The organism is Bacillus sp. AR13-1, from assembly GCF_008042285.1.
Lineage (GTDB): Bacteria > Bacillota > Bacilli > Bacillales > Bacillaceae_G > Bacillus_A > Bacillus_A mycoides.
The window spans coordinates 19,267-32,161 of record NZ_QNUA01000016.1; the positions used below are offsets into that span (position 1 = coordinate 19,267).

Annotated in this window: 9 protein-coding genes; all 9 read left to right on the forward strand. The window is 40.4% G+C overall.

The window, feature by feature from the left end; translation table 11 throughout:
• Positions 1 to 36 precede the first annotated feature (36 nt).
• The 9 genes from rplJ (at position 37) to fusA (ending at position 12,799) form a co-directional block, all read left to right on the forward strand.
• On the forward strand, positions 37 to 537 hold the full coding sequence (rplJ, locus tag DN408_RS14170; protein ID WP_002009790.1) for a 50S ribosomal protein L10: 501 nt from the start codon (positions 37 to 39) through the stop codon (positions 535 to 537).
• 67 nt (positions 538 to 604) lie between these two features.
• Positions 605 to 964, forward strand: a complete 360-nt coding sequence (gene rplL / locus DN408_RS14175) for a 50S ribosomal protein L7/L12 (RefSeq protein ID WP_002009788.1) — start codon at positions 605 to 607, stop codon at positions 962 to 964.
• 76 nt (positions 965 to 1,040) lie between these two features.
• The gene (locus DN408_RS14180; protein ID WP_002124684.1) at positions 1,041 to 1,640 is read left to right on the forward strand and encodes a class I SAM-dependent methyltransferase; all 600 of its coding nucleotides are present in this window, start codon (positions 1,041 to 1,043) and stop codon (positions 1,638 to 1,640) included.
• Positions 1,641 to 1,931: 291 nt separating this feature from the next.
• On the forward strand, positions 1,932 to 5,465 hold the full coding sequence (gene rpoB / locus DN408_RS14185) for a DNA-directed RNA polymerase subunit beta (RefSeq protein WP_002113316.1): 3,534 nt from the start codon (positions 1,932 to 1,934) through the stop codon (positions 5,463 to 5,465).
• Between the two features lie 37 nt (positions 5,466 to 5,502).
• Complete coding sequence (rpoC, locus tag DN408_RS14190) at positions 5,503 to 9,114, forward strand: DNA-directed RNA polymerase subunit beta' (RefSeq protein WP_002009783.1); 3,612 nt, start codon at positions 5,503 to 5,505, stop codon at positions 9,112 to 9,114.
• A gap of 113 nt (positions 9,115 to 9,227) precedes the next feature.
• Entirely contained in the window at positions 9,228 to 9,476 is a 249-nt protein-coding gene (locus DN408_RS14195) for a 50S ribosomal protein L7ae-like protein (RefSeq protein WP_000121833.1), read from the forward strand.
• A 114-nt stretch (positions 9,477 to 9,590) separates the two neighbouring features.
• Positions 9,591 to 10,013: a 30S ribosomal protein S12 gene (gene rpsL / locus DN408_RS14200; protein ID WP_001142341.1), complete on the forward strand. Its 423-nt coding sequence runs from the start codon at positions 9,591 to 9,593 to the stop codon at positions 10,011 to 10,013.
• A gap of 29 nt (positions 10,014 to 10,042) precedes the next feature.
• Positions 10,043 to 10,513 carry a 30S ribosomal protein S7 gene (gene rpsG, locus DN408_RS14205; RefSeq protein ID WP_001137492.1) on the forward strand — a complete coding sequence of 157 codons (471 nt, stop codon included), beginning with the start codon at positions 10,043 to 10,045 and terminating at the stop codon, positions 10,511 to 10,513.
• Between the two features lie 207 nt (positions 10,514 to 10,720).
• Positions 10,721 to 12,799: an elongation factor G gene (fusA, locus tag DN408_RS14210; RefSeq protein WP_002169326.1), complete on the forward strand. Its 2,079-nt coding sequence runs from the start codon at positions 10,721 to 10,723 to the stop codon at positions 12,797 to 12,799.
• Positions 12,800 to 12,895 lie beyond the last annotated feature (96 nt).

Below are 12,895 nucleotides of genomic sequence, written 5' to 3' on the forward strand. Positions count from 1 at the left end.
TACATCTTCTATATAATCTACAGGAGGTGTAATAACATGAGCAAAGTAATCGAAACTAAACAACAAGTTGTAACTGAAATCGCTGAAAAACTTCGCGCGAGTAAATCTACAATTGTTGTTGACTACCGTGGTTTAACAGTTTCTGAAGCAACAGAATTACGTAAAAACTTACGTGAAGCTGGCGTTGAGTTCAAAGTTTACAAAAACTCTTTAACTCGTCGTGCTGCAGAGTCTGCTGAAATGGCTGAGTTAAACGAATTCTTAACAGGACCAAACGCAATCGCGTTCAGTAACGAGGATGTAGTTGCTCCTGCGAAAGTATTAAACGACTTCGCTAAAAATCATGAAGCTTTAGAAATTAAAGCGGGCGTAATCGAAGGTAAACTTGTAACACTTGATGAGGTTAAAGCTATCGCTACTCTTCCATCACGTGAAGGCTTACTTTCTATGCTTCTTAGCGTTCTTCAAGCTCCAATCCGTAACCTTGCACTTGCTACTAAAGCAGTTGCAGATCAAAAGGAAGAGCAAGGCGCTTAATTTTTTAAAAGATAATTACTTGTTATCTATAAAATAATACAAACCTATTTAAGGGAGGATATTTACAATGACTAAAGAACAAATCATTGAAGCAGTTAAATCTATGACTGTATTAGAACTTAACGACTTAGTAAAAGCTATCGAGGAAGAATTCGGCGTAACTGCTGCTGCTCCTGTAGCTGTAGCTGGTGGCGCTGGTGAAGCTGCTGCTGAGCAAACTGAATTTGACGTAGTACTTGCAAGTGCTGGCGCTCAAAAAATCAAAGTTATCAAAGCTGTACGTGAAATCACTGGTCTTGGCTTAAAAGAAGCTAAAGAATTAGTTGACAACACTCCAAAAGCAATCAAAGAAGGCGTTACTAAAGAGGAAGCTGAAGAAATGAAAGCTAAACTTGAAGAAGTTGGCGCTGCTGTAGAAGTTAAGTAATTAACTTTTGGTGCTTTAAAAAAAGCTCGCTCTTATGCGAGCTTTTTTTTTAACTGTAAAGAAAAGAGGTGGCCATATGGCAGACCATTATTTTTCTAACGACCCTTCTAGTAAAAGTGATCGTAAACGATGGGAAGTTACACTTCGTGAATCTCGATTTACTTTTTTATCTGACCATGGGGTGTTCTCGAAAAACGAAGTGGACTTTGGTTCTCGTCTTTTAATTGAAGCGTTTCAAATGCCAGATGTTAAAGGTAATGTGTTAGACGTAGGATGTGGGTACGGTCCGATCGGTTTGTCGTTAGCGAAAGAGTTTCAAAATCGTGAAATTCACATGGTGGATGTGAATGAAAGGGCCTTGGGACTTGCAAAAGAAAATGCCGCTAATAACAGAATTGAAAATATACGTATTTTGCAAAGTAGTGTCTATGAAAATGTAGATGGCAAGTATGCTGTTATTCTATCTAATCCTCCAATTCGTGCTGGTAAAGATATCGTGCATGAGATTTTAGAAAAGGCTGTGGAGTATTTAGTTTCAGGTGGAGAATTGTGGATTGTTATTCAAAAGAAACAAGGTGCGCCATCTGCGATGAAAAAACTAGAAGAAGTATTTTCTGAAGTTGAAGTTGTAGAAAAGAAAAAAGGATATTATATCATAAAATCAAAAAAGCGTTGACGGTTATTTTTGGCTATGTTAACATTATACAATGCCAATATATGATTTTCTGCGTTGAGAAAGATGTATATTTTTGCTTCTCTTGGAAAAGATAGTAAAATCAGCAGATTATGAAACAGAATGATGGTTTTCTTATAGAAGCCATTTTTCTTTTTTGAGCAGGTAGAAAGACTCAACGTATCTATCTTTAAGAGAAAAAAACTACGCTAATAGCAGTAGTTGTATTTATTTGTGATTTTGCACAAATTTTTTTGTGCATTTATAATACTCATGATTTGAGGGGTGAAGCAGTTGACAGGTCAACTAGTTCAATACGGACGCCACCGCCAACGAAGAAGTTATGCCCGTATTAGTGAAGTATTAGAGTTACCAAATCTTATCGAAATTCAAACCTCTTCTTATCAGTGGTTTCTTGATGAGGGTTTGCGAGAAATGTTCCAAGACATTTCTCCGATCGAAGACTTTACGGGAAATCTATCGCTTGAATTTATCGACTACAGCTTGGGTGAACCTAAATACTCTGTAGAAGAATGCAAAGAGCGTGATGTGACGTATGCAGCACCACTTCGTGTAAAAGTGCGTCTAATCAACAAGGAAACTGGTGAAGTAAAAGAACAAGATGTGTTCATGGGAGATTTCCCACTCATGACAGAGACTGGAACATTCGTAATTAACGGTGCAGAACGTGTTATCGTTTCCCAGTTAGTTCGCTCTCCAAGCGTATACTATAGTGGCAAAGTGGATAAAAACGGAAAACGTGGTTTTACTGCTACTGTAATTCCAAACCGCGGAGCTTGGTTAGAGTATGAAACAGATGCTAAGGATGTTGTATATGTGCGTATTGACCGTACGCGTAAACTTCCTGTAACTGTTTTGTTACGCGCATTAGGGTTTGGCTCTGATCAAGAAATCACCGAGCTTTTAGGTGATAACGAATACTTAAGCAATACGTTAGAAAAAGACAACACAGATAGCACTGAGAAGGCATTGCTTGAAATTTATGAGCGTCTACGCCCTGGTGAACCACCAACAGTAGAAAATGCAAAGAGCTTACTTGTGTCTCGTTTCTTTGATCCGAAGCGCTACGATTTAGCAAATGTAGGTCGCTATAAGATCAACAAAAAGCTACACATTAAAAACAGATTGTTTAACCAACGTTTAGCTGAAACACTGGTGGATCCAGAAACTGGTGAAATTTTAGCGGCAGAAGGAACAGTCTTAGATCGTCGTACACTGGATCGCATTCTACCTTACTTAGAGAAAAACATTGGATTCAAAACAGCGAAACCAATGGGTGGAGTGGTAGCAGGCGATGTTGAGCTGCAATCTATTAAGATTTATGCTCCAGAATCAGAAGGCGAACGATCTATAAACGTAATTGGGAATGCAAATATTACTCGTGATATAAAACACATCACACCAGGTGATATTCTTGCTTCTATTAGCTACTTCTTTAACTTGCTATATAAAGTAGGGGATACAGATGATATTGACCACTTAGGAAATCGTCGTCTGCGTTCTGTAGGAGAGTTACTACAAAACCAATTCCGTATCGGTCTTTCTCGTATGGAACGTGTTGTTCGTGAGAGAATGTCGATTCAAGATACAAATGCAATTACACCACAAGCGTTAATTAACATTCGCCCGGTTATTGCATCTATTAAAGAGTTCTTCGGAAGTTCTCAGTTATCTCAGTTCATGGATCAAACAAACCCATTAGCAGAGTTAACTCACAAACGAAGACTATCTGCATTAGGACCCGGTGGTTTAACGCGTGAGCGCGCAGGCTTTGAAGTACGTGACGTTCACTACTCTCACTATGGTCGTATGTGTCCAATTGAAACACCAGAGGGACCAAACATCGGTTTGATTAACTCATTATCTTCGTTTGCGAAAGTAAATGAGTTTGGTTTCATTGAAACGCCATACCGTCGTGTTGACCCAGAAACTGGTCTTGTAACAGGGCAGGTTGATTATTTAACAGCAGATGAAGAAGATAACTATGTTGTAGCCCAAGCGAATATGAAATTATCTGAAGTAGGGGAATTCCTTGATGAAGATATCGTAGCTCGTTTCCGTGGTGAAAACATTGTCACAAATAAAGAACGCATCGACTACATGGATGTATCTCCAAAACAAGTAGTGTCGGCAGCGACAGCTTGTATTCCGTTCTTAGAAAACGATGACTCTAACCGCGCACTTATGGGAGCGAACATGCAACGTCAGGCGGTTCCGTTAATAAATCCGGAATCTCCGATTGTAGGTACAGGTATGGAGTACGTATCAGCAAAAGACTCAGGTGCTGCAGTAATCTGTAAACAGCCTGGTGTTGTTGAGCGCGTAGAAGCACGTGAAGTTTGGGTACGTCGCTATGTAGACGTTGACGGTCAAACAGTAAAAGGCGACTTAGATCGCTACAAAATGCAAAAATTCATTCGTTCTAACCAAGGAACTTGCTACAACCAACGTCCAATCGTAAGTGTTGGAGACCAAGTTGTAAAAGGTGAAATCCTTGCGGATGGTCCTTCTATGGAACTAGGTGAACTGGCGCTTGGACGTAACGTGCTTGTTGGCTTTATGACATGGGACGGTTATAACTATGAGGATGCGATCATCATGAGTGAGCGCCTTGTAAAAGATGATGTGTACACTTCTATCCATATTGAAGAATATGAATCAGAAGCTCGTGATACGAAGCTTGGACCAGAAGAAATTACACGTGATATCCCGAATGTTGGAGAAGATGCACTTCGTAATCTTGACGAGCGCGGTATTATTCGCGTCGGTGCTGAAGTAAAAGATGGAGATCTACTTGTTGGTAAAGTAACGCCAAAAGGTGTAACAGAATTAACGGCAGAAGAACGTCTATTACATGCAATCTTCGGTGAAAAAGCACGTGAAGTACGTGATACATCACTACGTGTACCACACGGTGGTGGCGGTATTATCTTAGACGTAAAAGTGTTTAACCGTGAAGATGGCGATGAATTGCCACCAGGCGTGAATCAACTTGTACGTGCATATATCGTTCAAAAGCGTAAAATTTCTGAAGGTGACAAAATGGCCGGTCGTCATGGTAACAAAGGTGTTATCTCCCGTATTTTACCGGAAGAAGATATGCCTTACTTACCAGATGGTACGCCAATCGATATCATGTTAAACCCATTAGGGGTACCATCTCGTATGAATATCGGTCAGGTATTAGAGCTTCATCTTGGTATGGCAGCAAGATACCTTGGTATTCACATTGCAACACCGGTATTCGATGGTGCTCGTGAGGAAGATGTATGGGGCACAATTGAAGAAGCTGGTATGGCAAATGACGCGAAAACAATCCTGTATGACGGACGTACTGGTGAGCCATTCGATAACCGTGTATCTGTTGGTGTCATGTATATGATCAAACTTGCGCACATGGTTGACGATAAACTTCATGCTCGTTCTACTGGACCATACTCACTTGTAACGCAGCAACCTCTTGGAGGTAAAGCTCAGTTCGGTGGACAGCGTTTCGGTGAGATGGAGGTTTGGGCACTTGAAGCTTATGGTGCTGCTTATACTCTTCAAGAAATCTTAACAGTGAAGTCTGATGATGTTATTGGACGTGTTAAGACGTATGAAGCAATTGTTAAAGGTGAAAATGTTCCAGAACCAGGCGTTCCTGAATCATTCAAAGTATTGATTAAAGAACTGCAAAGTTTAGGTATGGACGTTAAAATGATGTCTATCAACGATACAGAAATTGAAATGCGTGATACGGAAGATGACGATGATCATCAATCAGCAGATAAATTGAATGTTGAAGTTGAGACAACTAAGGAATAATTGGGATAACCTGTAGACTAAAAGGGAGGTAGGCCCCTTGATAGATGTAAATAACTTTGAATATATGAAGATTGGACTTGCTTCACCTGACAAGATTCGTTCTTGGTCATACGGTGAAGTTAAGAAACCAGAAACAATTAACTATCGTACGTTAAAGCCTGAAAAAGATGGCTTGTTCTGTGAGCGTATTTTCGGACCACAAAAGGACTGGGAATGTCATTGCGGGAAATATAAACGTGTACGTTATAAAGGTGTAGTTTGTGATCGATGTGGCGTTGAAGTAACGCGTGCAAAAGTTCGTCGTGAACGTATGGGTCATATCGAATTAGCTGCTCCTGTATCTCATATTTGGTATTTCAAAGGTATCCCGAGCCGCATGGGACTTGTCTTAGACATGTCCCCTCGCGCGCTTGAAGAAGTAATTTATTTCGCTTCTTATGTTGTAACAGAAAGTGGAGATACACCACTTGATAAGAAGCAATTACTTTCTGAAAAAGAATACCGTGCATATCGTGATCGATATGGCAGTACATTCCATGCTGCTATGGGTGCAGAAGCGATTAAAAAATTACTGCAAGACATCGATTTAGATAAAGAAGTAGACTTCTTAAAAGAAGAATTAAAAACAGCACAAGGACAACGCCGTACTCGTGCTATTAAACGTCTAGAAGTATTAGAAGCATTCCGTAACTCTGGAAATCACCCATCTTGGATGATCTTAGAGGTTCTTCCAGTTATCCCACCAGAACTACGCCCGATGGTACAGTTAGATGGTGGACGTTTTGCTACTTCTGACTTAAACGACTTATATCGTCGTGTAATTAACCGTAACAACCGTTTAAAACGTCTATTGGACTTAGGTGCGCCAAGCATTATCGTTCAAAACGAAAAACGTATGTTACAAGAAGCTGTAGACGCATTAATCGATAATGGTCGCCGTGGCCGTCCAGTTACTGGACCAGGTAACCGTCCATTAAAATCACTATCTCACATGCTTAAAGGTAAACAAGGACGTTTCCGTCAAAACTTATTAGGTAAACGTGTTGACTACTCTGGCCGTTCTGTAATCGTCGTAGGACCGAACTTAAAGATGTACCAATGTGGATTGCCGAAAGAAATGGCACTTGAATTGTTTAAACCTTTCGTTATGAAAGAGTTAGTTGGAAAAGGATTAGCACACAACATTAAGAGTGCTAAACGTAAAATCGAGCGTGTACACCCTGAAGTTTGGGACGTTTTAGAATCTGTGATTAAAGAGCATCCAGTACTTCTAAACCGCGCACCAACACTTCACCGTCTTGGTATCCAGGCGTTTGAACCTACACTAGTAGAAGGTCGTGCAATCCGTCTTCACCCACTTGTATGTACTGCATACAACGCGGACTTTGACGGTGACCAAATGGCGGTTCACGTTCCGTTATCATCAGAGGCACAAGCAGAAGCTCGTATCCTTATGTTAGCGGCACAAAACATCTTGAATCCAAAAGACGGAAAACCAGTTGTTACTCCATCTCAGGATATGGTATTAGGTAACTATTACTTAACACTTGAGCGCGAGGGTGCAATCGGTGAAGGTATGGTCTTCAAAGATGCAAACGAAGCAATACTTGCATACCAAAATGGATATGTACATCTGCACACACGTGTTGCAGTTGCTGCGAGTTCGGTAAATAATGTAACGTTTACTGAAGAGCAAAAGAGTAAGCTTCTATTAACAACAGTTGGTAAATTAATATTTAACGAAATCTTACCAGAGTCGTTCCCTTATATTAATGAACCAACAAACTCAAACCTTGAAAAAGAAACACCAGCGGAATATTTCGTTGAAAAAGGTGCGAACATTAAAGAAATTATTGCTAGTCGCGAAGAAGTGGCACCATTTAGCAAGAAAATCCTTGGTAATATTATTGCGGAAGTATTCAAACGTTTCCAAATTACAGAAACGTCTCGCATGCTTGACCGTATGAAAAACTTAGGATTTAAATACTCTACAAAAGCTGGTATTACAGTTGGGGTATCAGATATTCTTGTATTAGGTGAAAAAGATGAAATTCTCCATGAAGCACAAGCAAAAGTAGATAATGTAATTAAACAATTCCGTCGCGGTTTAATCACGGAAGAAGAACGTTACGATCGTGTTATCTCTATTTGGAGTAATGCAAAAGATGTTATCCAAGGAAAGCTGATGAAATCCTTGAATAAACGCAACCCAATCTTCATGATGAGTGATTCCGGTGCCCGTGGTAACGCATCGAACTTTACTCAGCTTGCTGGTATGCGTGGTCTGATGGCCAATCCATCTGGTCGTATCATTGAGCTTCCGATCAAATCGAGTTTCCGTGAAGGTTTAACAGTACTTGAGTACTTCATCTCTACGCATGGTGCGCGTAAAGGTCTTGCCGATACAGCACTTAAAACTGCCGATTCTGGTTACTTAACACGTCGTCTTGTAGACGTTGCACAAGATGTAATTGTTCGTCAAGATGATTGTGGAACAGATCGCGGTTTACTAATTGGTGCGATTAAAGAGGGTAATGAAGTTATTGAGTCACTATATGATCGTCTTGTTGGACGTTTTGCAAGAAAAACTGTAAAACATCCTGAAACAGGTGAAGTATTAGTTGTTGAAAATCAATTAATTACTGAAGATATTGCTCATATCGTTGAAAAGTCGGGTGTTGAAACTGTAAACATTCGTTCAGCGTTTACGTGTAATACTCGCCATGGTGTATGTAAGAAGTGTTACGGTCGTAACTTAGCAACTGGTACAGACGTAGAAGTAGGAGAAGCGGTAGGTATTATCGCAGCTCAATCTATCGGTGAGCCAGGTACACAGTTAACGATGCGTACGTTCCATACAGGTGGGGTTGCCGGGGATGATATCACACAAGGTTTACCTCGTATCCAAGAGATCTTCGAAGCTCGTAATCCGAAGGGGCAGGCAGTTATCAGTGAAATTGACGGTGTTATCGCAGCGATCAACGATGTTAAAGATCGCCAAGAAGTAGTTGTACAGGGTGAAGTTGAAGCTCGTACGTATGCTATTCCTTACGGTGCTCGTCTGAAAGTAACTCTAGGACAGCCAATTAGCCACGGTAAAGAGTTAACAGAAGGTTCTATTGATCCGAAGGAATTACTAAAAGTAACGGACATTACAGCAGTTCAAGAATACTTATTACGTGAAGTTCAAAAAGTATACCGTATGCAAGGGGTAGAAATTGGTGACAAACACGTAGAAGTAATGGTACGTCAAATGCTACGTAAAGTTCGTGTAAGTGATGCGGGTGAAACAGATGTATTACCAGGAACATTACTAGATATCCATCAGTTTACTGATGCGAATGCGAAGGTGTTACTGAAAGGTAAACAACCAGCAACGGCTAGACCGGTTCTACTTGGTATTACAAAAGCTTCACTTGAGACAGATTCGTTCTTATCTGCGGCGTCATTCCAAGAAACAACTCGTGTTCTAACAGATGCAGCAATTAAGGGTAAACGCGATGAGCTTCTAGGATTGAAAGAGAATGTTATTATCGGTAAGCTTGTTCCTGCTGGAACAGGTATGAATCGTTATCGCAAAGTGGATCTTGTAAAAACAACACAAGATAACATGAATGTAGAAAACGATGAAGTTTATGTGGAACAGTAAAATTTTCCGTCGTAAATTTTGTATAAAAACAGCTGATCCTAGTTGACATTGTATGAGACAAAATGTTACTATAATCAAGGTTGCTCCTGAACGATGCTTTGGAGGATATTTAAATGTCTTATCAAAAAGTGTCAAATGCTGAAAATGTAGTCGTTGGTCATAAACGAACATTGGAAGCAATCAAAAATGGTATAGTTAAAGAAGTTGTTATTGCGGAAGATGCTGATGTGCGGTTAACCCATGTTATCATTCGTACTGCCTTGCAACATAACATACCCATAACCAAAGTTGAATCAGTTCGTAAGCTTGGAAAAGTTTCGGGGATTCAAGTGGGAGCTTCAGCAATAGGAATAATAAGTTAAAACTGTTTTTGTGAGGAGAGAGCATTTGCTCTTCCTTGCAAAAACTTTGTTTTCAACTAATAATGAACCACCTGGATATGTGGTCATACAAACATGCGAAGGGAGGATAATCAAATGCCTACTATTAACCAATTAGTGAGAAATGGTCGTACTGATAAAGTATGGAAGTCTAAATCACCTGCGTTAAACAAAGGTTTTAATTCTTTAAAGAAAAAATCAACTGATATCTCTGCACCTCAAAAACGTGGTGTGTGTACTCGTGTTGGTACAATGACTCCGAAGAAACCGAACTCAGCGTTACGTAAATACGCTCGTGTACGTTTAACAAACGGTATTGAAGTTACAGCTTACATCCCAGGTATCGGTCATAACCTACAAGAGCATAGCGTAGTATTAATTCGCGGTGGTCGAGTAAAGGATTTACCAGGGGTACGTTACCACATCGTTCGTGGTGCGCTTGATACAGCTGGTGTTGACAAACGTATGCAAGGACGTTCTAAATATGGTACTAAGCGACCAAAACCTGCTAAAAAATAATAAACTTATAATGAAAGGAGGAACTCAATATGCCTCGTAAAGGACCTGTTGCGAAACGTGACGTGTTACCAGATCCAATGTACAATTCTAAACTTGTAACACGCCTAATCAACAAAATGATGGTTGACGGTAAAAAAGGTAAATCTCAAACAATTCTTTATAACGCTTTCGATATCGTTCGTGAACGTTCAGATAAAGAACCAATGGAAGTATTCGAGCAAGCTCTTAAGAACATCATGCCTGTTCTTGAAGTACGCGCTCGTCGTGTTGGTGGTGCTAACTACCAAGTTCCAGTTGAGGTTCGTCCAGAACGCCGTACAACTTTAGGTCTTCGCTGGTTAGTAAACTATGCTCGTCTTCGTGGTGAAAAAACTATGGAAGAGCGTCTAGCTTACGAAATCTTAGATGCAGCTAACAACGCTGGTGCATCTGTTAAGAAACGTGAAGACACTCATAAAATGGCAGAAGCTAACAAAGCATTTGCTCATTACCGTTGGTAGGATTCAACGTAAAATAAATTGTAAGCATAAACCGCTTTATTTGTCGCTTATGGAAGTGTGGAGAGGGAGAATGCCTCTCCCTTTCGTTGGGCGCTCGTTTTACATAATGAGGGTACTGGACACTGGCATATGTAACAATATAAAGTGGCTTTTTTGCTACTTAAAATAAAATAATCCAATCCATATATGGAAGGAGCAAGACACCAAATGACTAGAGAGTTCTCTTTAGAAAACACTCGTAATATTGGTATCATGGCTCACATCGATGCTGGTAAAACAACAGCAACTGAGCGTATTCTGTATTACACAGGACGTATTCATAAAATCGGTGAAACTCATGAAGGTGCATCTCAGATGGACTGGATGGAGCAAGAGCAAGAACGTGGTATCACAATTACTTCTGCTGCAACTACAGCACAATGGAAAGGTCACCGTGTAAATATCATTGACACTCCAGGACACGTAGATTTCACAGTAGAAGTAGAACGTTCTTTACGCGTACTTGATGGCGCAGTAGCAGTACTTGATGCACAATCTGGTGTAGAACCACAAACAGAAACTGTTTGGCGTCAGGCTACTACTTATGGTGTACCTCGTATCGTATTCGTTAACAAAATGGATAAGATTGGTGCAGATTTCTTATACTCTGTAGGAACAATCCACGATCGTTTACAAGCAAACGCACATCCAATTCAGTTACCAATCGGTGCTGAAGATGAGTTCAATGGTATCATTGACCTTGTTGAAGAGTGTGCTTACATGTACTCTAACGATTTAGGAACAGACATCGAGCGTGTCGAAATTCCTGAAGAGCATAAAGAATTAGCTGAAGAATACCGTGGAAAACTTATTGAAGCGGTAGCTGAGCTTGATGAAGAAATGATGATGAAGTACCTAGAAGGTGAAGAAATCACTGTAGAAGAGCTTAAAGCTGGTATCCGTAAGGCTACAACTTCTGTAGAATTCTTCCCAGTAATCTGTGGTTCTGCATTCAAAAATAAAGGTGTTCAAATTCTGTTAGACGCAGTTATCGACTACCTACCATCTCCATTAGATGTACCTGCTATTAAAGGTACTCTTCCGGATACAGATGAAGCTATCGAGCGTAAGTCTAGCGATGAAGAACCATTCGCAGCTTTAGCATTCAAAATCATGACTGATCCTTATGTTGGTAAGTTAACGTTCTTCCGTGTGTACTCTGGTGTGTTAAACTCTGGATCATACGTGAAAAACTCAACTAAAGGTAAGCGTGAGCGTGTAGGTCGTATCCTACAAATGCACGCTAACAGCCGTGAAGAGATTTCAACAGTTTACGCTGGTGATATCGCTGCTGCTGTAGGTTTAAAAGATACTACTACTGGTGATACTCTTTGTGACGAGAAGAGCCTTGTTATCCTTGAGTCTATGGAATTCCCAGAACCAGTTATCTCTGTAGCTATCGAACCAAAATCTAAAGCTGACCAAGATAAAATGGGTACAGCATTATCTAAGCTTTCTGAAGAAGATCCAACATTCCGTGCTCACACTGACCAAGAAACTGGCCAAACAATCATCGCTGGTATGGGTGAACTTCACCTTGATATCATCGTTGACCGTATGCGCCGTGAATTCAAAGTGGAAGCAAACGTTGGTGCTCCTCAGGTAGCATACCGTGAGACTTTCCGCGCTGCTGCGAAAGTTGAAGGTAAGTTCGCTCGTCAATCTGGTGGTCGTGGACAATTCGGTCACGTTTGGATTGAGTTTGAACCTAATGAAGAAGGTAAAGGTTTTGAATTCCAAAACAAAATCGTCGGCGGTGTAGTTCCACGTGAATACATCCCAGCTGTTGGAGCGGGTCTTGAAGACTCACTTAAAAATGGTGTACTAGCTGGTTATCCACTAGTTGACATCAAAGCTGCGTTAGTTGACGGATCTTACCATGATGTCGATTCATCTGAGATGGCGTTCAAAATCGCTGCATCTATGGCGCTTAAAGCTGCGGTTTCTAAATGTAGCCCAGTAATTCTTGAGCCAATGATGAAAGTTGAAGTTGTAATTCCTGAAGAGTACATGGGTGACATTATGGGCGACGTAACATCTCGTCGTGGACGTGTAGAAGGTATGGAAGCTCGCGGTAACGCTCAAGTTGTTCGCGCTATGGTTCCACTTTCTGAAATGTTCGGTTATGCAACGGCATTACGTTCTAACACTCAAGGACGCGGAACATTCTCAATGACATTTGATCATTATGAAGAAGTACCGAAGTCTGTTTCTGAAGAAATTATTAAAAAAAATAAAGGTGAATAATTGATTTTTATCGATTGTTCAAGTATAACTACTTATGTAAGCTTAGAAAGTGAGACGCAAGTTTCACTTTCTAGTCTAAATATAAAATAACCCATA

What these genes read in the sequence shown, in the direction of transcription:
- rplJ (WP_002009790.1), top strand. Translation starts at nt 37, where the DNA reads ATGAGCAAAGTAATCGAAACTAAACAACAAGTTGTAACTGAAATCGCT.
- rplL (WP_002009788.1), top strand. Translation starts at nt 605, where the DNA reads ATGACTAAAGAACAAATCATTGAAGCAGTTAAATCTATGACTGTATTA.
- DN408_RS14180 (WP_002124684.1), top strand. Translation starts at nt 1,041, where the DNA reads ATGGCAGACCATTATTTTTCTAACGACCCTTCTAGTAAAAGTGATCGT.
- DN408_RS14195 (WP_000121833.1), top strand. Translation starts at nt 9,228, where the DNA reads ATGTCTTATCAAAAAGTGTCAAATGCTGAAAATGTAGTCGTTGGTCAT.
- rpsL (WP_001142341.1), top strand. Translation starts at nt 9,591, where the DNA reads ATGCCTACTATTAACCAATTAGTGAGAAATGGTCGTACTGATAAAGTA.
- rpsG (WP_001137492.1), top strand. Translation starts at nt 10,043, where the DNA reads ATGCCTCGTAAAGGACCTGTTGCGAAACGTGACGTGTTACCAGATCCA.
- fusA (WP_002169326.1), top strand. Translation starts at nt 10,721, where the DNA reads ATGACTAGAGAGTTCTCTTTAGAAAACACTCGTAATATTGGTATCATG.